Source organism: Sorangium sp. So ce1036 (assembly GCF_051369805.1).
GTDB classification, from domain to species: domain Bacteria; phylum Myxococcota_A; class Polyangia; order Polyangiales; family Polyangiaceae; genus Sorangium; species Sorangium cellulosum_F.
Genome location: NZ_JBBMOX010000001.1, coordinates 9,213,572 through 9,238,149, shown reverse-complemented (window position 1 = coordinate 9,238,149; position 24,578 = coordinate 9,213,572). Strand labels below are relative to the sequence as shown.

The window sequence follows — 24,578 nt, the reverse complement described above, 5'->3', positions numbered from 1 at the left end:
GGCGCGGCCCCCGCGTCACTGGATCCCGTACTCCTTCAGGCGCCGGTAGAACGTGCGGCGCGGCAGGCCCACGATCTGCGCCGCCTTCACCCGGTTCCAGTTGCAGCTCGACAGCGCGACCAGGATCCGCTCCCGCTCGCTCGCCTTGTGCGCGTCGAGCGACGTCTCCACGCGGCGCGGCTCGCTCGACGGCGGCGCGCTCCGGCCTGCGCTCGCCGCGGGGGCCCCGCCGCCGGCCGCGCCGCGGTCGTTGCGCGGCGCGGCCTCGCCGCCCCGCAGCGACCGGGGCGCCGCGTCGGGCAGCTCGAAGTCGTCGCTCTCCAGCTCGGGCCGGTCCGACAGCACCCACGCGTTGAGCAGCACGTTCTCGAGCTGCCGCACGTTGCCCGGCCAGCCGTACGCCGACAGCCGCTTCAGCGCGGCGCGGGACACGCTGCGGCGATCGCGGCCGTAGCGCGCCGCGAAGATCCCGAGGAAATGGTCGATGAGCAGCGGGATGTCCTCGATCCGCTCGCGCAGCGGCGGGATGCGCACCTCGACGACGAGCAGCCGGTAGAACAGATCCTCGCGGAACGCGCCGCGCGAGACCATGTCGCCGAGATCCCGGTGCGTCGCCGCGATGACGCGCGCGTCGACCGGCTCCTCCCGCGCGCCCCCGACCGGGCGGACCACCTTCTCCTGCAGCACCCGGAGCAGCCCCGCCTGCATCTTCTGCGGCATCTCCCCGATCTCGTCGAGCAGGATGGTGCCCCCCGTCACCTCCCGGAACAGCCCCTTGCGGTCGCGGTCCGCGCCCGTGAAGGCGCCGCGGACGTGGCCGAAGAGCTCGCTCTCCAGCAGGTGCTCCGGGATCGCGCCGCAGTTGACGCCGACGAACGGCTTCTTCGCCCGCGGGCTCGCGTTGTGGATCGTCCGGGCGACCACCTCCTTGCCCGTCCCGCTCTCGCCGGTGATGAGGATCGGGATGTCCGTGTCCTTCACCCGGTCGATCAGCGCGTACACGCGGCGCATCGCCTCGCTCGTGCCGACCAGCCCCTCGTAGCCGAAGTGGCCGCGCAGCACCGCGCGCGCCGAGCGCAGGTCGCGCCGCGTCGCGGCGAGCTGCGCGGTCCTGTGGCCGAGCAGCTCCTCCAGCTTGGCGCGCGCGGCGCGCAGCTCCTCGTTCGCGCGCTCGAGCTCGCGGGCGCGGCGCTCGTTCTCGCTGACGAGCCGCGCCGTCTCGATCGCGATCGCGATCTGGTCCGACAGCGCCGTCAGCGTGGGCAGCTCGGCCTCGAACTTCGCCGCCGGCCGCAGGCGCGTCTCCAGGTACAGCGCGCCGATGACCTGCCCGCTCCGCACCCGGATCGGCACGCACGCGACCGACTGCAGCATGAGCTGGTGGACCGAGACGTAATCGCTCATGCGCGCGTCGTCCCGCGCGCTCGCGGTCACGACCGGCTCGCCGGTGGAGATCACCCGCTCGGCGATCGAGCTGGAGAAGCGCGCGTGCGGGTCGTCGCCGGCCTGGTCGCGCGAGGCGTGGATCGACAGGTCCACGGCGCCCTCGCCCGTGGCGGGCCGCGGCTCGTCGCGCGGCGGCCGCTGCAGGATGATGAACCCGCGCTCGGCGCTGAGGAGCGCGATGGCGTGGTCGGTCACCTTCGCGAGCAGGCGGCCGAGGTCGTGCTCGCCCGCGATCGCCCGGTTGATCTCCAGCACCCGCGCCAGCCGGTCCTCGCCGGGGGGCCCGGCGCTCTGGGTGAACGGCACGGTGCGGCCGCTCATCAGATCGAGCATCGCGGCCGCCCGGATCTCCTTGCGGCGCGCGTCGTTCCAGAAGACCTCCCGGAGGTCGCGCGGCAGCTTCGAGGCGATCTCCTCCAGCGTGATCAGCGCCTCCTCGCGGTCGTGGCGCGCCCGGACGAGGTGCCCCCGCTCCGCCTCGAGCTGGGCCCGCGCCTCCAGCGCGCGCCAGATCCAGTCGCGCTGGCCCGCCGCGCGCGCCGCCTCGAGCGCCTCGTCGTACGCGGCGCGCGCCCGCTGCTCGTCGCGCGCGAGCGCCGCGACGCGCCCGCGCGCGAGCGCCAGCAGCGCCCGGTGCGCCCCGGTGCTCCCGAGCCGCGCGGCGGCCGCGTCGATCTCCTCGCCGAGCGCGCGCGTGTCCGCGCCGGGGCGCGCCACGGCGAAGAGCACGCGCTCGAGCCGCGCCTCGACCGCGTCGACCCGCCGGCCCATCGCCTCGTACGCCTCGGCGCACTCGAGGCAGAGCCGCTCGGCCCGCTCGAGGTCGCCGGAGCGCGCCGCGTGCTCCGCCTCGAGCGCGAGCAGCTGCGCGTGCTGCTGCGGCGCGAGGTCGGCGCGCTGGGCCGCGAGCGCGTCGATCGACACCCGCGCCCGCGCGAGCCGCCCGAGGTAGAGGTCGAGGTTCGACAGGTTGAGCAGCGCCTGCCGGAGCGTCGCCACCCGGCCCGAGCGCTGGCCCAGGTCGACCGCGGCCTCGAGGTGGCGGATCGCCGCGGCCAGGTCGCCCTGGAGCTTCGCGATGCCGGCGAGGTTCAGCCGGGTCGTCGTGAGCGTGCCCGCGTCGCCGGCCTGCTCCGCCGCCGAGAGCGCCTCCTCGTACGCGGCCTTGGCCTCGCTGAGGCGGTCGTCCCGCTGGAGCGCGAAGGCGAGCGAGACGAGCGCGACCGACAGGATCCGCGGCTCGCCCGTGAGCCGCGCGAGCCGGACCGCCTGCTCGAGCGTGCGCTTCGCCTCCTCGTGCCGCGAGGCGAAGCTCTGGGCGAGCCCGCGCATCGCGACCGCCTCGGCGAGGATCGCCTCGGGCGAGGCGCCGAACGCGCCGGCCGGCGCGGGCCGCGCGGCCGGCTCGGCGGAGGGCTCCGCCTCGAGCCGGATCGGGCCCACCCGCTCCGCGGCCTCGCCCGCGCGGCGCTCCGCCTCGCCGTAGTCGCCGGCGCGGACCAGGGCCCGGGCCATCTGCAGCGACCAGAACGCGGCCTGCGCCCGGTCGCCCGAGGCCTCGACCTCGTCCTTCACGCGGTGCAGCTCGGCGAGCGCCCGCGCGGGGTCGCCGCGGTTCATGGCGAGCCGCGCGCGCGCGATCACCACGGCGGGCGCGCCGTCGCCCTGGCAGCGCTCGAGCGCCTCCGCGGCCGCGCCGAAGTGGCCGCGATCGAGCAGCCGGTGGATCTCCGCGGGCGGCATCGACGCCCCCTCCGCGCCGCCCGGGGAGGTCGCCGCCCCGCCCGAGGAGGGGGGCGCGTCGAGCAGCGCGTCGACGTCGTCGGTCGAGGCGACGGGCGCGCGCGCGATGCGCCGGACGATCTCCCGGATGCGCCCCGGCCACCGCCCCGCGCGCGCGACGACGTGCGCGGCCACCGCGTCGCTCAGCGACGGGATGGTGCGCTGCACGAGCTCGCGGGCGGCCTGCTCCTCGAGCGGCTCCATCGCGAAGAGCTCGGGCGCGCGCCCGGCGAGGACGTCCGCGGCCCCGGCGCCCGCGGCCTGCGCCCTGACGACCAGCACGAGCTTGCCGCCGGCCTCGCGCACCTCGTCGAGCCGCTCGAGCGCCGCGGGGCCGAGCCGGTCGGCGTCGTCGACGAGCGCCGTCACCTGGCCGAGGTCGTGGCCCGACAGCTCGATCGCGAGCGCCTCGCGCGGGTCGGCCACGCTGCCCGCCTCGATCCACGCGACCGCGTCCCCGCCGACCTCCAGCGACCACGCGACGCGCCGGAGCAGCGCGCTCCGCCCCGACCCGGGCGGCCCGACGATCGCGAGCTCGCCGCCCGCGCCGAGGGCCGTGATCTGCGCGTGCAGCCGCGCGGACGGCGCGTCGAGGCCGACGATGGGCCACACCACCGCGTCCGCCTCGGGCCGCTCGCGCGCCTCGCACGACGCCGCGGCCTCCTCGTCCGGCGCGCGGGGGAGCCGCGCCGCGCGCCGGAGCGCGTTCGCGAGCTCGTCCGCGCTCGGGTAGCGCGCGATCGGGTCCCTCTCGGTCGCCCGCTCGACGACGGCCCGGAGCGCCTCGACGATCTCGGGATCGCGCTCGCCCCCGCTCTCGCGGAGCGCCTCGGCGAGCGTCGCGCCGAGCGCGAACACCTCGGCGCGGACCGTGAGCGGGTCGCCCTGGAACAGCTCGGGCGCGGCGTAGCGGGGCGTGAGGCCCACGGGCCGCGAGCCGTTGTCCCGGAACGGCGCGGACAGGCCGAGGTCGACGAGCGTGGCGCGCCCGCCCTCGCCGACGATGATGTTCGCGGGCTTCACGTCGCCGTGCAGGACGAGGGCGCGGTGCAGGCGCGTGAGCTGGTCGGCGGTGTCGGCGATGGCGGCGAGGTTCCTTTCCAGGTCGCCCTTCTGCGCGAGCCGGTCGGCGAGGCTCGTCCCCTCGACGAGCTCGCGCACCAGGAAGGGCCGCCCCGACCCGGGCAGCCGGCCGAAGCGCAGCACCCGCGGCACGCCCAGGCCCTCGACGCCCGACAGCGCGGCCGCCTCGCGGACGAGCGCGAGCACCTCGGGCTCGTCCGCGTCCTCGCCGAGCGTCTTCAGCGCGACCGTCTTGCCGGTGATCCGGTCGCGCACGGCCCACACCTCGCCGCCGCCGCCCTTTCCGAGCGTCCCGATCGGCGCGTAGCGCGGGGGAAACAGCGGCTGCGGCGTCACGCTACCCCTCGACACGCTGTCCCTCGACACGCTGTCCCTCGATCAGAGGCCATACCCCGCGGACAGCCCGAAGAAGAACCCGGTGATGGAGAGGCCGGCGTCGAGCCGCGTCTGCAGCTGCTTGATCGGCTTGTACCGGAAGCTCACCTGCGGAAACGAGATCCAGGGGAACACGGACGGCTTCGATCCGCCGTTGATCCAGCTCGGCTCGTCGTAGTCGCCGTAATGCCTGTGCTCCGCATCGCAGTAGAACGCGTTCGGGGCGCCCGGGCCCGAGCACCGGCTCCAGGAGCCGACGTCATCGGGGGTCGCGCGCGGGTCGCTCGGGTACGCCTGCGCGCGGTAGAGGTTGCCGAACACGACGCCGAGCCCGACGCCGCCGCCGATCAGCAGCGAGAAGCGGCCCTCCTCCGGGTCGAGCGGGATCTCGTGGAGCAGATCCATCGTGAGATAGAGCAGCTTCATGTCGCTCGACACCATCTCCCAGGCGTCGTCGCCGTCGTTCTTCCCCTTGAAGAGGAACGGATCCATCGAGTAGTCGGCGTAGGACATCGCCAGATCGATCTCGAACCCGTCCTTGCGGGTCGTGAGCTCCGGGCCGGCCGTGAACACGTTCACGGTCGCGCCGCCGTCCGCGAAGAGGTTGATCATGAACTTCGGGACGATGACGTTCCGGAACCGCAGCCCGATGAACCGGTAGGCCTTGCCGTCCTTCTCGAGCGGCGCGTTGTCCGCCGCCGGCTCGGCCTCGGCCTCGGGCGCCTTCGGCTTCTCCTCCGAGGCCGCCGGCGTCGCGTCGCCCTGCGCCGCCTCGCCCCCGGCCTGCTCCTCGGCGGCGCGGGGGTCGTCGGGGCCGCTGTCATCCGGAAGCTGCGCGCGGGCGCTGGAAGCGAAGCACAGGACGCCGAGCGACGCGGCGAGCGCGGCGCTCCGGGCATGCACCCCGGCCGCGAGCCGTCGACTCCTCTTGCAGTGGTACATTGTAGGTCACCTGGCGATGCGTGAGGTCATGGCCGGATCCGCGCCCCGCAGAGCGGACGCGCCGGCGGCGTGCACCGGCGCTGCGCGCGCCCCGGCTCGCCGGGGACCAGCCGAGGGCGAGGGTACACGAGACGCAGCGCCGTGTGACGCCCGCCGGCCGCCCACGGCGGAGCTTTTCCGCTGCGCGTCACGCGCGTGGCCGAGGTTGCGAAAAGCGCCCACGGCGGAGCTTTTCCGCTGCGCGTCACGCGCGTGGCCGAGGTTGCGCACAGCGCAATAATCCGCAATAGACGGAAGGAATGATCCTCCATCAGTCCCAGGTCGAGCAGACGGTCGACCGCGATGAGCGGGACAGGTTCATCAAGGAGCTCGTGGTGGTGCGGGTCCGCAGCACCGCGCCGGAGATCGCGCCGGCGAGCCGGGGGATCGAGGGGGCGCGCGCTCCGGGGGTGGAGGAGCCGGCGGTGGACCGGGAGCTGGTCGCGCGGGACGTGCCGCTCGCGATGATCCGCAAGCGGAGCGCGCGGCTGCGGGGCACGGTGGGCAGCGTGCTCCTGATCCACGGGTACGGCCAGAACCGCTACATCTGGCACCTGCCGGCGCGCAGCTTCTCGAACTACCTGGCGCGGGCGGGGTTCGACGTCTTCAACCTGGACCTCCGGGGGCACGGGCGGTCGCGGCACCTCGGGGCGCGGCGGCCGGGCCACGTGACCGACTTCGTCCGCGAGGACGTGCCGGCGGCGATCGAGGAGATCCGGCGCATCTCGGGCCCGCGGCCGGTCTACCTCATCGGGCACTCGCTCGGGGGGCTCGTGAGCTACGCGACCGCGCCGACGATGGGCGACGCGGTGGGGGGGATCGTCACGCTCGGGAGCCCGTACCTGTTCACGCACGGGTCGCGGGTGCTGTCGCTGCTCGGCCGCCTGATGCTGACCGTGGACCGCCGCGTCCCGCTCGGGCAGGGGGCGGTCCCGCTCTCGGCGTGGGGGGAGCCGTTCCGGCTGGTGCGGGCGTTCGTCGAGAGCCCGATCTTCCCGCTGCCGATCCGGGGGTTCGTGCCGGGCTCGATGGAGACGCGGGTGCTCACGCAGCACATGTCGCTCGCCATGGACAGCGGCAGCATCACGGTGCTCCGGAACATGTTCCTGGACGCGGCGGCGTCGCGGAAGAGCGGCCACCACATGGGGAGCCTGTTCGGCTACGCCGAGCGCTTCGAGAAGATGGACTTGCCGCTGCTGGTCATCGCCGGGGCGCTCGACGACCTGGCGCCACCCGCGTCGGTGAAGCCGGCGTACGACTTCAGCCGCTCGTCGGACAGGACGTACCGCGAGTTCCCGCGCGGCCACCTCGACATCGTCGTCGGCCGGGACGCGCCGCTCACGGTGTGGCCGCTCATCGAGGCCTGGCTAAAGACGCGGATCCGGCGGGCGGCGGCGAGGGAGCCGGAGCGGCTGAGCGCGTAGCGGCACCGACGCCCGCATCGCGTGCCGCAGCGCGGAGGCGCTCAATAGAATCGATCGAGAAGCTCGTCGATCTGTGCCGCGATCTCCCTCGCCTCAGGTGCGCATGCCGAGGCTTGAATTGCTCGATGCTTTAGGTTGATAAGCGCTGTCTTCATGCTGGCGCTCTGATCTTCCATCAGCTCGATGTTGGGGTCCGCCACCAGCGCCAAATAGGAGTGCAGTAACGCCAGCGCCTCGCCGCCCGTCGAGGCGGAAGAGCGTGCGCCCTCGTCGCTTGCGCGTTCATGACGAAGGTGCCTCATTGGATTGACGAGCAGCCATCCGCAGAACCGGCCATCGGCGAACAGGAAATCCGTGTCCGTTGCGACGCTGATGCGTAGGCGCCGAGTGTCGGGCTGTGTGCCGACATTGAATGCCGACAAGAGCGCTCTTCCGTGCTTATCGATGGCACGAACATCCGCCCCGTCGAGGGCGAAGGGGGCGGGGGTTGAGAGTCGCAGTAGGGCTTGCTGCCGAGGTGTTGATAGCCATGCGTCGAGCATGCTGTCTGCGTGCTCTGCATTTTTGTCCGGCATTGTGAGCACGAATCCGCGGAGTGCGCCGTCCTTGTTTCCGAAGCGCATTTCGTCGCCGAAATCATAGCTGCTTCCGACGGTGTTGGCGACGTGTGTGTTGTATGCCGCCGATGAGCGTCGCGGGCCGACGCTGAGAGTTCGAAACTGCCATTCGGGGGCGAACGGCAAGGTTTGCCCCCAGAGTAGCTCTGCATGCACCATCGATGGCGAGGATGCCGTGCGGATCTCCACGGAGGATACGTCCCTGGCGTCCCGGGTCATGGCCATATCTGCTCCGCCTTGGGGATAGGCATGCCGGATGCTGAAGGGATGGTGCCCGATGTGATCTGGTCGTGCGTCACAGGGGCTCCTTGGTCCGTCGGGAGACCGCCGAGCGCAGCAGCCCCGCTCGCGTTCTTGTTTCCTGCCGGTCCGTAGCCCGTCACGACAGTGCCTTGGCTGCTGCCGGGGCCCTCTACCACTACAATGTTGTTGCCTTTTCGGAAGATCATTCGTCCCGACTTCCCCTCTGACAAATATACGGCGTCTGGATTCGCAAGGATGTCCTTTGTCGTGGTCTCGTCGAAATGAGCGTGGGAGCCCACGTTTGTCCTTGGTCTCTTGTCCGGGTTCTTCATGTCGGACGTGATCTTCTCGCGGACCTTGTTTGCCCTCTCCTTTCTTTTGCCACAGAGCGCCGCGAGCCCTAACGGATCGGCAGAGTTTACTGGATCTCCATCCCAGGCGAACAAATTCAGTCCACCGAGCAGTCTTATCGGATCCGGGCTGCACCAGCCCCCGCTGTCCGGATCGAAGAACCTGAACCGCGTGTAGCAGAGCCCCGTCTCCTCGTCGGCGTACTGCCCCAGCAGACGGAACGGCGACTCCACGGGCGTCTTGTGGTTGAGCGCGCTGATCGGATCGCGCTGCACCTCGACGACCTTGCCCCAGGCCGAGTGCGCCGCCGCCCACGCGACGAGCCCGCCCGGGTCGAGCAGCTCCTTCGGCATGCCGAGGTGGTCGTTGATGTACGTGAGCACGCGCCCGTCCTGTTGCTGGAGCAGCGGGACGAACGTCCCCGGCGCGTGCACGAACGTCCGCGCCCCTCGCTCCCTGTCGACCTCGGCGGCGAGCTCATCCCCATCCCAGACGAAGTCCACCACGCGGGGCCGGCCGACCAGGGCCGCGCCGATCACCTCCTTGCGTATCCGCCTGCCGAAGGCGTCATAGGTCATGACGACCCGCGTGCCATCCGGGAGCCGCACCTCGCGCAGCCGGTCGCGGCAGTCCCAGGTGTACCGGGTCAGGTCCTGCTCGGTCGCGGCCCCGCCGTTCGGGTGGTTCTCCCGGTAGCGCGACAGCTCCACCTTGGCGGTGCGCCGCCCGCGCGCGTCGACCTCGTACGCCGCCGCCTCGGTCCTGCGCAGCACGCCGCCGCGCTCGATCCGCCACGACGGCTGCATCCAGTCCTGCGCCGGCTGCGCCTGCGCCAGCACCCCCGCGCCGCCGCGCTCCGCGAGCTCCTCGAGCATCCGCGTGATCGAGCCAGCCGGATCGTACGTGAAGACCTCGCGTCGCTCCCCCCGCTGCGCGGACAGTAACCTGTCGACGCGATCGTAGCGGTACGCCGTCGCCCCCCAGCGCGCGTCGTCGATGCGCTCGACGCGCCCGCGCGCGTCGTAGAGCCACTGCCGCGCGACCAACACCTTCGGCACCCCCGGCGCCGGCGCCGTCGCGCGCTGCTCGATCAGCCGGTCCATCGCGTCGTAGGCGCTCCGCACCGCGATCCCCGCCGCGCCGTCCTCGCCCGCCTTGGCGCTCGTCCGCTGGATCTCCCGCCCGAGCACGTCGCGCTCGAACGCCATCCGATGCCCGTCGTGCTCGATCGCGCTCAGCGCGTCGAGCGCGTCATACACATACCGCGTCCTCGCGCCGTCCGGCATCACCCGCTCGACGCGCCGCCCGCGGGCGTCGTAGGCGTAGCGCACCACCTTGTCGCCCTGCCGCGCGCACACGACGCGCCCGAACGCGTCGCGCTCGAACCACGTCTCGACGCGCTGCCCGCTCGCCTCCTCCAGCACCGCGCCGATCAACCGCCCCATCCGGTCGCGCGCGTAGCCGATCACCCCGTCCGGCGTCTCGTCGCCGATCAGGTTCCCCGCGCGGTCATGGAACAGGTTGCGCCACGTCTCGTCCGCCCGGTGCTCGATGCGCCCGAGCCGGCCCGAGCTGCGATAGCCGTAGCGCAGCGTGCGGCCATCGAACGTGTCCTCCTGCCCGACCCTGCCCGCATCGTCATAACGGAAGACGTACTCTTCGCCCCTGGGGTTGATGACGACCTGGAGCCGCTCCTTCTTCGTGTACGCGAAGCGCCACACGCCCCCGCCCGGCTCGACCACCTGCGCCAGCACGCCCGTGCCCTGGTAAGCGAGCTGCGTCGTCTGCCCCAGCGCATCGACCAGCCGCACCGGGTTGCCCATGCGGTCGTAGGTCGCGACCGTCCGCGTCCCGTCGGGCCGCTCGACGCGGATCGGCCGGCCCATCCGGTCGTACGCCACGCGCGTCGTCCGCCCGAGCGCATCGGTCTGCGACACCGGCCGGCCCATCCCGTCGTGCGCGTAGGTCGTCCGCGCGCCGCGCGCGTCGGTCTCGGCGATCACGTTGTGCCGCGCGTCGTGCTCGTAGCCGAACAGCAGGCCGCCCTGCCCGCCGCCGTATCCGTGGATGCCCGTCACGCGGCCGTGCGCGTCGCGCGCGAGCGCGTACGCCTCGCCCGTCGGGAACAGCACCGCGCTCACCTCGCCGCGCGCATCGCGGATCACCTGCGTCACGAGCCCCTCGGGGCCGAGCTGCCGCACCACGAGGTCGCCCTCGACCTCCCACCGCGTCTCGTTGCCGAGCGCGTCGACCTCGCGGATCAGGTTGCCCCGCGCGTCATACCAGCGCTGCACGCCCTCGCCCGCGCCGTTCACCTCCGCGACCAGGCGCGCGTCCTCGTCGTACGCCCGCTCCCACAGCACCGTCCCGTCGGGCAGCGCGGCGCGCGTCACCAGGCCGTCGGCGTTCCAGGTGTACACCCGCGGCTCCTCGCCACGGACCTCGGTCGTCCTCGCCCGCGCGTCGCGGCAGAGCTCGACCTCGTGCAGCCCGTCGTTTCCGCCCGTCTTCCGGCACCGGGATCCGTGGCGGTCCTCGTAGGCGTACCAGAACCGCTCGCCGTTCTTCAGCGTCGCCGACGTCATGCGGTGGCGGACGTCGACCTCGCACCTCTCCACGCCGCCCATCACGTCGACTGCCGCGACCAGGCATCCCGCGCGGTCGTCACGGCTCATGCAAGGCTACTTGATGTGGCCCGGCTTGCGAACGTCAGGTTCGACAGATGACAAGATGTCATTTTTGACGTGAAGGATGAGAAAGAAGTCCTTTCCGCAATTTTCACAGACCGCGTAACCTTCGGCGTCGATTGTGCCGTCTGGGGGACGGCCTCCATGCTGAACGGACTTCCGGTCCGCCCAGCGAATGCGATCCCCGAGCCGATACTCCCTGAGCTCTCCTGTTCCCACAAATCCTTCGATATCCTTACCCGTCGTCCAGCCACACCTGGGGCATTTCACGGCCGCAACGATGACGTTGTGTGTAGACACTATTTGATTCTCCGTATCGGGACCTCGAGCTTTCGATGAGTCTCATTGAAGAAATTTGTGATCCGCCTCTCCTTTGTTACGGCCTCGAATCCTGTTGTTCGTGCAAACGCGCCGAGCGCTGCATCTGCTCTCCCTTGCTGTCCAACGGTCGCCTGAAAGACCTTTCGGAACTCCGGCGTGCTTGCCAGCTGTCCAGCCCGCGGTCCCCCGAACACATCGATCCCCTCAGCTTTCAGGAACGCGCGGCGGCGCGCTGCTTGGCCCGGAGTAGAAACGTTGAGAAACTCGCGGTACTGGTTCGGTGTGACGTAGGTTCCACCGGCGCGAATCTCTGCCAATGCGTCAGCGTGGCCCTGCTCCGCTGCGGCTATCAACAAATTATTGTCTGCAAATATGGGGTCGCGGCAACTCAGCCCAAATGGATCGACGTCTACCGTCGGAGCGCCATCGAATGCGAGTAGATTGAGCCCACCGCGTATCCCCAGCGGATCCGGGCTGCACCACCTCCCCGCCTCCGGATCGAAGAACCGGAACCGCGTGTAGCAGAGCCCCGTCTCGTCATCCGCGTACTGCCCCAGCAGCCGGAACGGCGACTCCACGGGCGTCTTGTGGTTGAGCGCGCTGATCGGATCGCGCTGCACCTCGACGACCTTGCCCCAGGCCGAGTGCGCCGCCGCCCACGCGACGAGCCCGCCCGGGTCGAGCAGCTCCTTCGGCATGCCGAGGTGGTCGTTGATGTACGTGAGCACGCGCCCGTCCTGTTGCTGGAGCAGCGGGACGAACGTCCCCGGCGCGTGCACGAACGTCCGCGCCCCCCGCTCCCGGTCGACCTCGGCGGCGAGCTCATCCCCATCCCAGACGAAGTCCACCACGCGGGGCCGGCCGACCAGGGCCGCGCCGATCACCTCCTTGCGTATCCGCCTGCCGAAGGCGTCATAGGTCATGACGACCCGCGTGCCATCCGGGAGCCGCACCTCGCGCAGCCGGTCGCGGCAGTCCCAGGTGTACCGGGTCATGTCCTGCTCGGTCGCGGCCCCGCCGTTCGGGTGGTTCTCCCGGTAGCGCGACAGCTCCACCTTGGCGGTGCGCCGCCCGCGCGCGTCGACCTCGTACGCCGCCGCCTCGGTCCTGCGCAGCACGCCGCCGCGCTCGATCCGCCACGACGGCTGCATCCAGTCCTGCGCCGGCTGCGCCTGCGCCAGCACCCCCGCGCCGCCGCGCTCCGCGAGCTCCTCGAGCATCCGCGTGATCGAGCCAGCCGGATCGTACGTGAAGACCTCGCGTCGCTCCCCCCGCTGCGCGGACAGTAACCTGTCGACGCGATCGTAGCGGTACGCCGTCGCCCCCCAGCGCGCGTCGTCGATGCGCTCGACGCGCCCGCGCGCGTCGTAGAGCCACTGCCGCGCGACCAGCACCTTCGGCACCCCCGGCGCCGGCGCCGTCGCGCGCTGCTCGATCAGCCGGTCCATCGCGTCGTAGGCGCTCCGCACCGCGATGCCCGCCGCGCCGTCCTCGCCCGCCTTGGCGCTCGTCCGCTGGATCTCCCGCCCGAGCACGTCGCGCTCGAACGCCATCCGATGCCCGTCGTGCTCGATCGCGCTCAGCGCGTCGAGCGCGTCATACACATACCGCGTCCTCGCGCCGTCCGGCATCACCCGCTCGACGCGCCGCCCGCGGGCGTCGTAGGCGTAGCGCACCACCTTGTCGCCCTGCCGCGCGCACACGACGCGCCCGAACGCGTCGCGCTCGAACCACGTCTCGACGCGCTGCCCGCTCGCCTCCTCCAGCACCGCGCCGATCAACCGCCCCATCCGGTCGCGCGCGTAGCCGATCACCCCGTCCGGCGTCTCGTCGCCGATCAGGTTCCCCGCGCGGTCATGGAACAGGTTGCGCCACGTCTCGTCCGCCCGGTGCTCGATGCGCCCGAGCCGGCCCGAGCTGCGATAGCCGTAGCGCAGCGTGCGGCCATCGAACGTGTCCTCCTGCCCGACCCTGCCCGCATCGTCATAACGGAAGACGTACTCTTCGCCCCTGGGGTTGATGACGACCTGGAGCCGCTCCTTCTTCGTGTACGCGAAGCGCCACACGCCCCCGCCCGGCTCGACCACCTGCGCCAGCACGCCCGTGCCCTGGTAAGCGAGCTGCGTCGTCTGCCCCAGCGCATCGACCAGCCGCACCGGGTTGCCCATGCGGTCGTAGGTCGCGACCGTCCGCGTCCCGTCGGGCCGCTCGACGCGGATCGGCCGGCCCATCCGGTCGTACGCCACGCGCGTCGTCCGCCCGAGCGCATCGGTCTGCGACACCGGCCGGCCCATCCCGTCGTGCGCGTAGGTCGTCCGCGCGCCGCGCGCGTCGGTCTCGGCGATCACGTTGTGCCGCGCGTCGTGCTCGTAGCCGAACAGCAGGCCGCCATGCCCGCCGCCGTATCCGTGGATGCCCGTCACGCGGCCGTGCGCGTCGCGCGCGAACGCGTATGCCTCGCCCGTCGGGAACAGCACCGCGCTCACCTCGCCGCGCGCGTCGCGGATCACCTGCGTGACGTGCCCCTCGGGGCTGATCTGCCGCACCACGAGGTCGCCCTCGACCTCCCACCGCATCTCGTTGCCGAGCGCGTCGACCTCGCGGATCAGGTTGCCCCGCGCGTCGTACCAGCGCTGCACGCCCTCGCCCGCGCCGTTCACCTCCGCGACCAGGCGCGCGTCCTCGTCGTACGCCCGCTCCCACAGCACCGTCCCGTCGGGCAGCGCGGCGCGCGTCACCAGGCCGTCGGCGTTCCAGGTGTACACCCGCGGCTCCTCGCCGCGGACCTCGGTCGTCCTCGCCCGCGCGTCGCGACAGAGCTCCACCTCGTGCAGCCCGTCATTGCCGCCCGTCTTCCGGCACCGGGATCCGTGGCGGTCCTCGTAGGCGTACCAGAACCGCTCGCCGTTCTTCAGCGTCGCCGACGTCATGCGGTGGCGGACGTCGTAGTCGTAGCGTTCCACCCCGCCCACCGCATCGATCGCCGCGCTCAGACACCCCGCGTCGCCGTATCGGTACTCGACCCACTGCTCCAGCCGTCGCTCCGCCCACAGCTCGAGGCGCGTGATCCGCCCCTCCTCCCATCGCACCTTGAGCTCCCGACCCGCGGTATCGACGATCCGGACGAGCCGCTCGCCCTCGTGCTCCAGCCGGATCTCGTTGCCATGCACGTCCCGGATCGCCCGGAGGCGCGCCCTCGTCCCGTCGCCCTCCGCCGCGAACACCCGCACATGGCGCGCGTCGAGCGCCACCACCCGGAACTCGCGCGCGCCGTCGCGGTGGAGCTCCAGCCGCTCGCGCCGGTGAAACGTCGTCTCCCCCGGCCCGACCTTCTCGAACCAGATCCATCGCCCCTCGCCGTCGCGCAACGCGAGGACCTCGTCCCCCTCTTCGATCCATTGCCCGCAGGAAGACGCCCACCCCGGCCCGAACGCCCCGTCCCGCTCCTCGTGACGCGCGGACGAGTAATGCCGCGCCCAGACGAGCGGGATCCTCCCCGGAGCGGCGATGTCCACCGCCGCGTCGACCACCGCGCCGCTCGTGACATCGACCGGGTGTCCCTCGGTCGTGCACTCCTCCAGCGGCGGCGACGACGACTTCCCTGCCTTCGCCCCCTTGTGGCTCCCCCCGCCACCGCCCCCTCCGCCGCCGCCCGGCGCGCTCGGCCCGCCCCCGCCCGGCGCGCCGGCGCCGCCGCCGCCGCCGCCGCCGCCCGTGCCCCCGGCGCCGCCCGCCCCGCCCGCGCTCGTCCCGGCGCCGGCGGTCACCGACTTGTTCATCTGCCCCATGCTGCCGGTGATCCCGGCCATCCCGAGCTCGATGAGCACGTTCGGCGCGCCGAGCCACGGGAAGCAGGGCCCCCCTGTGTTGAGGCTCAACGTCTCCTTCAAGGTGCCCGGCTCGTTGCCGTGACACGCCTTCATGCACCCGCCGACCGTCAGGATCTTCTTCCCCTCGATCTTCGTGCGCATCGGCGCGTCGATGACCCCTTCGGCCACCGTGCCCATCGTGGGGTAGGGGATCGGCAGCGGGCTCGGCGCCGCCGGCGTCGTGCACACGCTCACGGCCATGCCCGTCATCTGGTGACCCGAGCCCTCATGGACGGTATCCAGGCTCAGCGCCGTGACCTTCCCCATGACCGGGAAGCATCGCGCGTAAGCGAGCGCACCGTCAAGGCGACGGGATCCCGGCGCGCCGGCCGCGGGGAACCGCAGCGCCTCGGCGGCCAGCGGATCGATGCCCTCGTCGTTCCCCGCTCTCCGTGGCCGTCGAGCCGCCGAGGCGATCGACGCCACGCCCACGCCTCGCCGCGGAGGCGTCCGGGACAGTCGACCGTGCTCCCACGTCCCGTCGCGGAGGGGTACGGGGTGGTCGGCCCGACCTCCACGTCTGGCCGCCGGGCGTCCGGGATGGTCGACCCTACCCCCACGCCCCGCCGCGGAGGCCTCCGGGATGGTCGACCCTACCCCCACGCCCCGCCGCGGAGGCCTCCGGGATGGTCGACCCTGCCCCCACGCCCCGCCGCTGGGTGTTCGGGATGGTCGACCCTACCCCCACGCCCCGCGGTCGGGGCGCCGGCATGCTCGCCCCGACCCGTTCGCCCCGCTTCCGGCGCCCCACCGCGGCTCGCGTGCTCCAGCTCGCCTCGCCGGCGGGGCTCCGGCCTGCGCCGGGCTCCGACCTCTGCTCCTCGTCCGTGTCTGGTAGCGTGAGGCCGCCTCACCATGCTGCACACCCTCCGCAAGCGTTACGACTCGGCGCTCGCCCTGCTGCCGAGCTTCCCGCTCCGCTCCAAGAACGCCCTGCGCGGCGCCCTCCGCGAGGGCTACTCCCGCGGCGACCTCCGCGCCGACGTGCTCGCCGGGCTCGTCGTGGGCGTCGTCGCGCTCCCCCTGTCGATGGCGCTCGCCGTGGCCAGCGGCGTCGCGCCGCAGCACGGGCTCTACACCGCGATCGTCGCCGGCGCCGTCATCGCCCTCCTCGGCGGCTCGCGCACCCAGGTGTCCGGGCCCACGGCGGCGTTCGTCGTGGTCCTCGTGCCCATCGCCGAGCGGTTCGGCGTCGGCGGGCTGCTCCTCGCGACGTTCATGGCCGGCATGATCCTCGTCGGGCTCGGCGTCGCGCGCCTCGGGCGGCTCATCGAGTTCATCCCGCACCCCGTCACGACCGGGTTCACCGCCGGCATCGCGGTGGTCATCGCGACGCTCCAGCTCAAGGACTTCCTCGGCCTCCACGTCGAGCACTTCCCCGAGCACTACCCCGAGCGCGTCGCCGCCCTCGCCAGGGCCATGCCCACCGCGCGCCCCGCCGAGATCGGGATCGGCGCCCTCACCCTCGCGCTGCTCCTCTTCTGGCCCCGCGTCAACAAGCGCATCCCCGCCCCGCTGGTCGCGCTGGCCGCCGCGGGCGTGGCCGCCGCCCTGCTCGGGCGCCTCGGGCCGGATTTCGAGGTCGCCACGATCGGCACCCGCTTCTCCTACCTCGTCGATGGCACGGCGCGCCCAGGCATCCCCCAGCTTCCGCCGATGCCCGGCCTCCCCTGGCGCTTCCCCGGCCCCGACGGGCAGCAGCTCACGCTCTCGCTGGACCTCATCCGCCAGCTCCTCCCGTCCGCGTTCGCCATCGCCCTGCTCGGCGCCATCGAGTCGCTCCTGTCGGCCGTGGTCGCGGACGGCATGGCCGGCACCAAGCACGACCCGGACACCGAGCTCGTGGCCCAGGGGGTCGGCAACATGATGTCGCCGATCTTCGGCGGCATCGCCGCGACGGGCGCCATCGCCCGGACCGCCACGAACATCCGCGCCGGCGCCAGGACCCCGATCGCCGCCCTCGTGCACGCGCTGTTCGTGCTGGCCTCGGTCCTCGCGCTCGCCCCGCTGCTCGCGCACCTGCCGATGGCGGCGCTCGCCGCGCAGCTCCTCGTCGTGGCCTGGAACATGAGCGAGGCGAAGCACTTCGTGCACACGCTGCGGGTCGCCCCGAAGAGCGACGTGTTCGTGCAGCTCGCGTGCTTCTCGCTGACGATCGTGTTCGACATGGTCATCGCCGTGACCGCGGGCGTCATCCTCGCGGCGCTGCTCTTCATGCGGCGCATGGCCGAGATCTCGGGCGGCCGGCTCCTCGAGGGCCACCACGAGGACCTGCGCGAGCCGCTCCCGCCCGGCGTGGCCCTCTACCGGATCGCGGGGCCGCTCTTCTTCGGGGCGACGCAGAAGGCGATGAGCTCGCTCGACGCGATCAGCGCGAAGACGCGCGCGATCCTCCTCGACGTCACCGACGTGCCCGTGATGGACGCGACCGGGCTCGTCAGCCTCGAGTCCGCGCTCGAGCGCCTGATGAAGGCCCGCGTCGTGATCTTCCTCGCCGGCCTGCAGGACCAGCCGAGGCGGCTCCTGGAGAAGGCCGAGATCGCCCCGATCGACGGCCAGCTCCTCTTCTTCGACTCGGTGGAGGAGGCGGCCGCGCGCGCGCGCGCGCAGTTCGCCCCGGCGCCGCCCGCCTCGACGCGCCCCCCGTCCTCGACGCGCCCCCCGCGGTGACTGCGCCCGCGCGGGAGCGCCCCCTTTGCTATCGTGGCGCCCATGCGCATCGAGATCCGGCAGCTCACCGCCGATCAGCTCGGCGAGTTCACCCAGCCCCTCCGCGTCGTGTTCGGCATGTCGCCGGGCCCCGAGCGCGAGGAGGGCATGAGGCGCCTCCCCGAGCTCACGTCGCGCCTCGGCGCCTTCGACGGCGACGCGCTCGTCGGGGTCGCCGGCTCGTTCGCGTTCACGATGACCACGCCGGGCGGGGACGCCCCGATCGCCGGGCTCACCATGGTCGCGGTGCTCCCGACGCACCGCCGCCGCGGCATCCTCACGGCCCTCATCGGCCGGCACCTCGACGAGGCGCGGGCCGAGGGGCGGCCGCTCTCCGTGCTCTGGGCCACCGAGGGGACCATCTACGGCCGCTTCGGGTACGGGCTCGCGTCCCACGCGTGCTCCGCCTCGATCGAGCGGGATCGCACCGGGTTTCGCGGCGAGGCGGGCGCCGTGGGCCGGGCGCGGCTGCTCGGCGAGGCCGAGGCGCTCGAGGTCTTCCCGCCGGTCTGGGAGCGCGCCCGCCCGCTCGCCCCCGGGATGCTGTCGCGCTCGGCGGCGTGGTGGCGGGGCCGCCGGCTCCTCGACGACGAGGCCACCCGCAAGGGGGGCGGCCCGCTGCAGCGCGTGGTGATCGAGGTCGACGGGCGCGCCGAGGCGTACGCGATGTACTGCGTCCACCACCGGTGGGACGCCTCCCAGATCCCCGCCGGCACGCTCCGCGTGATCGAGGCGATCGGCGCGACGCCGCGCGGGACCCGGCTCGTCTGGCGCTACCTCTTCGACGTCGACCTGGTGCAGCAGATCGAGGCGAGCCTGCTGCCGCTCGATCATCCGCTCCGCCTGCTCCTCGCCGAGCCGCGGCGGCTGCGCCTCACGGCGACCGACGGGCTGTGGGTGCGCATCGTGGACGTCGAGGCCGCGCTCGCGGCGCGCGCCTACGGCGGCGGCGGCGCGCTGACGCTCGAGATCGAGGACCGCGGCTGCCCCTGGAACGCCGGCCGGTTCCGGCTGGACGGGGGCGCGCGGCGCGCGGCGCGGACGACGGACGCGCCGGACCTCCGCCTCGACGTCGCGGCGCTCGGCTCGGCGTACCTCGGCGGCTTCTCCTTCCGCGACCTGGCCGACGCCGGCCAGGTCGCGGAGCTCACGGAGGGCGCCGTCGACCGCGCGGACACCCTGTTCCGCGCCGCGCGCGCCCCGTGGTGCCCCGAGATCTTCTGAGCCATGACGCTCCCGCTCCGCGGCGTGTACGCGGTGACGCCGACGCGTCGCCGGCGGTTCCTGTGGGCCGCCTGGTGGACGGCCGAGCCCACGCGCGAGCCGTTCCGCCCTCCGGACGCGAGCCAGGGCGGCGCGCGGACCGTGGAGGAGGCGCGGGCGCAGGCCGAGCGCGCGGCCGGGCGCCCGCTCGTCGAGATCGAGCCGGCCTGGGCGACGGCCTGGACGCGCATCCTGCGCGGCGAGCCCCCCTGGCCGAAGCCGCGGGCGCGGCGCGCGGCGCCGCCGCCGCCGTCCGAGGAGCCGCCGCCCGGGCCGCCGGGCCGCGCCCCGCTGCGGCCGTCGTTCGCGCGCGGGGTGTCGCCGTTCGCGGTGCTCGGCGTGACCGAGGCCGCCGGCCCCGACGAGGTCCGCCAGGCGTTCCGCCGGCTCGCGCTCGCCACGCACCCCGATCGCGGCGGCGACGCCGGCGAGTTCATGCGCGTCAAGTGGGCCCACGACGAGGCCATGTCGAGGCTCTCGCGCCCCCGGCGAAGGGGCCGCCAGCGCTAGGGCGACAGCCCGCGCGCCTCCTCGAGGAGCGGCCCGTAGTCGCGCGCGAGCAGCGGGTTGTCCCGGAGCGCGCCCTCGAGCAGCGCGCGGGCCTGCCTCGCCCGGGCGGCGCGCGCCTCGCCCGCGCGCTCGGTCTTCGCCTGCTGCACGAGCAGCGCGCCCTGCTCGGCGATCGCCGCGGGCAGCCCCGGATCGATGCCCAGCGCGCGATCGATCATCGCGAGCCCCGCCGCGATCTCCGCGCGCGCGCCCTCGATCGGCTGCCCGACGGACGCCGCCCGCCGGCGGTGCACCTCGGCCATCGCGCCGTAGATCTTCGCGTTGCCGCCGTTCGACGCGACGGCCCGGAGCAGCGACCGCTCCGCCGCGACGAGCGGCGCCCCAGGGCTCACTCCCCGGGACGCGGCCCACCGCGCCGCGAGCAGGTCGAGCCTCGCGTGCGACAGGTGCGCCTCCGCGTTGTGCGGCTTCGCGGCCAGGATCGGATCGAGCACGTCCTTCGCCGAGCGCAGGTGGGGCGTCGGATCCTCGCCGCGATCCAGCGCCCAGCGCGCCGCCTCGGCGAGCGCGAGGGCCACGCCCTGCTGCGCCTCGATGTCCTCGGGATCGAGGCTCCTCGCCGCGCTGTAGCCGTCGAGCGCCCGCGCGAGCGCGACGTCCGGGCTCCTGCCGCTCAGCCCCTCGTACCGCCCCTCGATGAGGTAGACGAGGGCCAGGTTGTTGTACGCCTGAGGGGTGTCCGGGCGCAGCCGGATCGCCGCCTCGAGGCTGTCCTTGGCCCGGTCGAGCGACTCCTCGGGCGACGCGCCGTGGTCGAGCTCGTAGCGGGCTCGCTGCGCGTGGAACCAGCCCTGGTTCAGGAGCGCTGGCGCCTCGTTCGGGGCGACCTCGATCGCCCGATCCATGTGCGAGGCGCTGAGCTCGAACAGCGGGATCGGATCGTCGCCGTGCGACGCGCTGTACTCGGCCATCATGCCGTACGCGATGCCGGTGTCGTTCCACGCCCAGGCGGAGTTCGGGTTGAGGGCGACCGAGCGCTGCAGGTTCTCGACCGCGCGGGCGAGCGCGGGCCGCTGGTCGAGCCCCAGCGTGCCCTCGTACGAGGCGATGAGGAAGTAGCTCACCCCGATCGCGCCGTACGCGGTCGAGTCGCCCGGATCCCACCGGATCGCGTGCTCGCCGGCCGTGATCGCCGCGCCGAGGTCCGCCCGCGGGTCCGAGCCCCTCGTGAGGTCCCGCCGGGCCCGGAGCACGTAGGCCAGGGCCTTGTTCGCGTGCGCGCCGCTCGCGCGCGGCTCGGCGAGGAGCGCCTTGTCGCAGCGGTCGATGAGCCTCGCGAAGGTGCGCTCCACGTCGTTGCCGCGCGACACCTCGATCAGCATGATCTCGCGGAAGGCGCGCGCGGCGGCCTCGTGGACGTCGGGATCGCTCTCGGCCATCTGCGCCGCGGACTCGTACGACGCGATGGCGCCCTGGAACGCGTCGAGCGCCTCGTCGCGCTCGCCTCCATCGAGCGCCGCCATCCCCTTCGTGAACAGGATGTCGCCCTCGAGCTTCTTCGCCTCGTACTCCCAGGGCGATCGCGCGAACGCGCTCCTCGCCTCGGCGAGCGCCTCGTCGAACCGCTCCTCGTAGAGCGCGATGAGCGCCGAGGTGTAGGTCGACGGCGCGACGCTCGAGCTGACGCTCTCCCGCAGGTACCGGATCGCCGGCGCCTTGTGCCGCGCGTCGAGCTCGCGCTGCTGCGCGGCCCGCTCCTGCGTGCTGGCGAGGCGCCGCGCCCGGTCGAGCCCCTTCTGGTAGAGCATGCCGTGCGCGAGCCCGGCCGCGAGCTTCGCCTCGCGCTCGACGTACCCGCTCCGCTGCGCCGCCTCGAGGCGCGCGAGGGCCTCCTCGGGCTCGTGGAGCGCGAGGTGCCCGCGCCCGAGGGCGTAGTTGCCCGGGCCCGCCGCGAGCTCGCCCGCGGCCCCGCGCATGGCCCGCATCTTCCGGTCGATCTCGCCCATGCGCGCGCGGATGACGCCCTTCTCGCGCGACACGTCGTGCAGGGGGAGCGCGTACGCGTAGCGCATGAACAGCTCCATCTCCTTGACGTCCTGCCCGAAGCCCTGGGCGAGCGACGCGACCTGGGCCGAGAGCTCGGCCTGGCGGGCGGCGGCGAGCCTGGCGCGGAGCGCGACCACGCCGGTGAACGCGAGCACCGCGAGCGACAGGGCGGCCGCGGCCACCACGAGCTTGTGCTTCCTCGCCCTCGTCAGGGCCAGGTAGGCGAGGCTCGGCGGCCGCGCCTCGATGGGCTCGCCCTCGAGGTAGCGCCCGAGATCGAGGGCGAGCGCCTTCGCGGAGTCGTACCGCCGCTGCGGCGCCTTCTCGAGGCACTTCATCACGATGGTCTCCAGGTCGACCGGGATGCCCTTGTCGATCTGGCGCGGCGGGGCGGGCTGCTCGCGCTCGACCCGGAAGATGAGGGTCGTGATCGACGGATCGCTGAACGGCGGTTGCCCGGTGAGCGCCTCGTAGAGCGTGGCGCCGAGGCAATAGACGTCCGTGCGGCGGTCGAGCGGGCGGAGGCCTCCGGACACCTGCTCGGGCGCCATGTAGGCCGGCGTCCCCTCGCCGCTCGTGGAGGTCCGGCCGTCCGCGGCCGTCTCCCGCGCGAGGCCGAAGTCCACGAGGTAGGGGCGGAAGGCGCCCTCGGCCGTGCGCTCGACCAGGATGTTCGCCGGCTTGATGTCGCGGTGGATCAGCCCGAGGCGGTGGGCGGCGTGCAGCCCTTCGGCGACGTCGGCGAGGACCTTCACGCGCTGCTCGAGCGTCATCCGCCGCGCCACGCGGTGGAGCGGCTGGCCGTCGATGTACTGCATGGCGATGAACGGCTGGCCCTGGGCCTCGCCGACCTCGTACACCTTGCAGACGTTGGGGTGCTCGACCCGGGCCTGGGCCCGCGCTTCCCAGATGAACTGCTGGGTGAGCTCCGGGTCGTTGCCCCGGATCAGCTTGAGGGCCACGTACCGGTGGAGGCGCGGATCCCTGGCCTTGTAGACCGTGCCCATGCCGCCCTTGCCGACGAGCGAGATGCACTCGTACCGGTCCCAGTCGCGGATCGGGAACCGGCTCGGCGCGCGGGAGCAAGGCGGCTCGACGTTCGCGAACACGGTGTCCTGCGCGGCGCCCGAGTCCGGGCGGGGGAGCGGGCAAGGCGGCCTGCTGTGGCCGGCGGCGGGGAGGATCCGCTGCGTGCGCTGCGGGTCCGCGTCGGCCGTCCTCGCCATGGCCGTCGCGCTCTCCGCCGGGCCCGCTGTTCCCGTTTGGCTCATCTATCGGACCCTTTTTTAACTCAGCCGCGAGGGCGGGGCCCGTCCGGCACGGAGGGCTGGGCTCGGGGAGCGCGCCGCCGAGGGGCGTTCCTGGGCGTGGGGGAGGTCTTGCCGGGGTGGCCGGCCCGCGGGGAGGGGGGGCGGCGGGCAGGATCAGGACGGGAGGAGGAGGTCTTGCCGGGTTGCCCGGCCCCCGGGGAGGGTGTTCGCCGGGGGCCGACCTCTACTGCGGGAAGCCGGCCTGGATAGCGAACCGCCAAGGCGCCAAGGGCGCCAAGAAATAAGGGGAATAGGGGGGGAAATGCTGGGACGGCCCTCCCCCCTCTCGTCTTGGCGGCCCTGGCGCCTTGGCGGTTCTTCTGCTGATCCGGGGCAACTTCCCGCAGTAGTGCTACCGTCTGCGAGAACGCCGGGACGGGCGTCGAGGGAGCTGGGACGGGTTCGGGCGACAACGTGCTAGTCCACGAAGGTCGTGATGACCTCGGTCGAGCCACCGCACGCCACATAGCCCATCTCCGGGTCGCCCGCGGAGGTGCAGATGGATGAGCAATCCCCCATCGGCTGAATGAGCCCGCACCCGGCAACGCCCGATCCCGTGTCGAGCCCCGTCGCGCACGAGCGATCCTTCGACCGCGCGTGCTCGGTGCTCTCCGGGACATGACACGCATACAGCGCGGGTCGCTCATCGAACAGGTTCCCCCAGAACGCGCCTTCCTTGTGGGAGAAGGCGCGGCGCTCCCCCTCGCCGGCGGCGAGCCCCGGGGGCGCCGGCGAGCGCATCGAGATCATCACCGGGACCCCGAGGCGGTTGGTCCTCGCGGCGATGCAGGCCGATACCCACCGCTGCTTGGCCGGAGAGAGCGGCCCGTCGGCCCACTCCGGCGCGAGCCCGAGCGCTCCCTTGTACTCCTCGGTGCCGCCCGACCAGCGGAACGTGAACGTCTGCGATGGGTCGAACGCACAGCCCACCGCATACTTGACGAAGGTGCGGGACAGGGTGCCCCCGGGCCCCTCATCCTTCAGTGAGCGCAAGGCGCTCGAAGGTATCCTGTCCGGTCGGAGCGCATTCGGGACGATGCCATTCGGGACGATGCCGTTCGGGACGATGCCGTTCGGGACGATGCCGTTCGAATGAAGACTCGATGGCGAATGCCCATCCCCGGATGGCATGATGTGGGCTCTGCTCGCGAAGCTCTCCTCCTCCCGGGGAGCGTCCGGCGCGCAGCCGTACGCCAGGGGGAGGAGCAATGTGAACATGAAACTTCGCATCAGCACCTGCCTGCCTTGGAAGCTCCCAGCGCGTGACCCGGAATTGTCATGAATCCGAACCGCTTGGCCGTTTGCCAGATACCATCCTGCCCGAGGCATGAGCTGCTAGCGATTCTACCGAGCTGTCCAATGACGGTAGACCGGGAGTTATGTCCATGTCAACACCCCCCGGACGGTCGTTTCCCCATCGCCATGCCCCGCGCGGGGTGACGCGAGCGCGGGGTCAGGCCTTGTAGTTACGCGCAGTTGACGCATGCGGACGAACACGGCGAGTGTTCTGTCGAACGAGGAGCGGCGTGCTGGCCGGGGCGCCGCGTCAGAGCGTGTGGCA

General features: G+C 72.9%; 11 protein-coding genes. 4 read left to right on the top strand and 7 right to left on the bottom strand.

Annotated elements, in window-relative coordinates; translation table 11 throughout:
* Positions 1-15: 15 nt before the first annotated feature.
* Both WMF31_RS34680 and WMF31_RS34675 read right to left on the bottom strand, forming a co-directional pair.
* A complete protein-coding gene (locus WMF31_RS34680) occupies positions 16-4,662 on the bottom strand; it encodes a sigma 54-interacting transcriptional regulator (protein WP_436606046.1) in 4,647 nt (1,548 codons plus the stop codon).
* 27 nt (positions 4,663-4,689) lie between these two features.
* Positions 4,690-5,628, bottom strand: a complete 939-nt coding sequence (locus tag WMF31_RS34675) for a hypothetical protein (RefSeq protein WP_436606045.1) — start codon at positions 5,626-5,628, stop codon at positions 4,690-4,692.
* A 299-nt stretch (positions 5,629-5,927) separates the two neighbouring features.
* On the opposite strand from WMF31_RS34675, the gene WMF31_RS34670 reads away from it, so the two are divergent.
* Entirely contained in the window at positions 5,928-7,091 is a 1,164-nt protein-coding gene (locus WMF31_RS34670; RefSeq protein ID WP_436606044.1) for an alpha/beta fold hydrolase, read from the top strand.
* Positions 7,092-7,132: 41 nt separating this feature from the next.
* Here the strand turns inward: WMF31_RS34670 and WMF31_RS34665 are convergent, their stop codons facing one another.
* The 3 genes from WMF31_RS34665 to WMF31_RS34655 all read right to left on the bottom strand — a co-directional run bounded on the left by WMF31_RS34665 (position 7,133) and on the right by WMF31_RS34655 (position 15,446).
* Positions 7,133-7,897 carry a hypothetical protein gene (locus WMF31_RS34665; protein WP_129344727.1) on the bottom strand — a complete coding sequence of 255 codons (765 nt, stop codon included), beginning with the start codon at positions 7,895-7,897 and terminating at the stop codon, positions 7,133-7,135.
* Positions 7,898-7,923: 26 nt separating this feature from the next.
* A complete protein-coding gene (locus WMF31_RS34660; RefSeq protein ID WP_436606043.1) occupies positions 7,924-10,977 on the bottom strand; it encodes an RHS repeat-associated core domain-containing protein in 3,054 nt (1,017 codons plus the stop codon).
* Between the two features lie 311 nt (positions 10,978-11,288).
* The gene (locus tag WMF31_RS34655; protein WP_436606042.1) at positions 11,289-15,446 is read right to left on the bottom strand and encodes a PAAR-like domain-containing protein; all 4,158 of its coding nucleotides are present in this window, start codon (positions 15,444-15,446) and stop codon (positions 11,289-11,291) included.
* 588 nt (positions 15,447-16,034) lie between these two features.
* Between WMF31_RS34655 and dauA the strand changes: the two genes are divergently transcribed.
* From dauA to WMF31_RS34640, 3 genes are read left to right on the top strand one after another with little or no spacing between them, the layout of a single operon-like run.
* Positions 16,035-17,849, top strand: a complete 1,815-nt coding sequence (gene dauA, locus WMF31_RS34650; RefSeq protein ID WP_436606041.1) for a C4-dicarboxylic acid transporter DauA — start codon at positions 16,035-16,037, stop codon at positions 17,847-17,849.
* Between the two features lie 42 nt (positions 17,850-17,891).
* Positions 17,892-19,112, top strand: coding sequence for a GNAT family N-acetyltransferase (locus WMF31_RS34645; RefSeq protein ID WP_436606040.1), 1,221 nt, complete (start codon positions 17,892-17,894; stop codon positions 19,110-19,112).
* Between the two features lie 3 nt (positions 19,113-19,115).
* Positions 19,116-19,661, top strand: coding sequence for a J domain-containing protein (locus WMF31_RS34640; protein ID WP_129344735.1), 546 nt, complete (start codon positions 19,116-19,118; stop codon positions 19,659-19,661).
* Here WMF31_RS34640 and WMF31_RS34635 read toward each other — a convergent pair.
* Together WMF31_RS34635 and WMF31_RS34630 are read right to left on the bottom strand one after the other, a co-directional pair.
* Entirely contained in the window at positions 19,658-22,978 is a 3,321-nt protein-coding gene (locus WMF31_RS34635) for a protein kinase domain-containing protein (RefSeq protein ID WP_436606039.1), read from the bottom strand. The two genes, WMF31_RS34640 and WMF31_RS34635, sit on opposite strands and share 4 nt — an antisense overlap.
* Positions 22,979-23,434: 456 nt before the next feature.
* Positions 23,435-24,010, bottom strand: coding sequence for a hypothetical protein (locus tag WMF31_RS34630; protein ID WP_436606038.1), 576 nt, complete (start codon positions 24,008-24,010; stop codon positions 23,435-23,437).
* Positions 24,011-24,578 lie beyond the last annotated feature (568 nt).

Coding starts and splice junctions, on each gene's coding strand:
- WMF31_RS34675 (WP_436606045.1), bottom strand. CDS start 5,628: ATGTACCACTGCAAGAGGAGTCGACGGCTCGCGGCCGGGGTGCATGCC.
- WMF31_RS34640 (WP_129344735.1), top strand. CDS start 19,116: ATGACGCTCCCGCTCCGCGGCGTGTACGCGGTGACGCCGACGCGTCGC.
- WMF31_RS34660 (WP_436606043.1), bottom strand. CDS start 10,977: ATGAGCCGTGACGACCGCGCGGGATGCCTGGTCGCGGCAGTCGACGTG.
- dauA (WP_436606041.1), top strand. CDS start 16,035: ATGCTGCACACCCTCCGCAAGCGTTACGACTCGGCGCTCGCCCTGCTG.
- WMF31_RS34655 (WP_436606042.1), bottom strand. CDS start 15,446: ATGGGGAAGGTCACGGCGCTGAGCCTGGATACCGTCCATGAGGGCTCG.
- WMF31_RS34635 (WP_436606039.1), bottom strand. CDS start 22,978: ATGAGCCAAACGGGAACAGCGGGCCCGGCGGAGAGCGCGACGGCCATG.
- WMF31_RS34670 (WP_436606044.1), top strand. CDS start 5,928: ATGATCCTCCATCAGTCCCAGGTCGAGCAGACGGTCGACCGCGATGAG.
- WMF31_RS34645 (WP_436606040.1), top strand. CDS start 17,892: ATGCGCATCGAGATCCGGCAGCTCACCGCCGATCAGCTCGGCGAGTTC.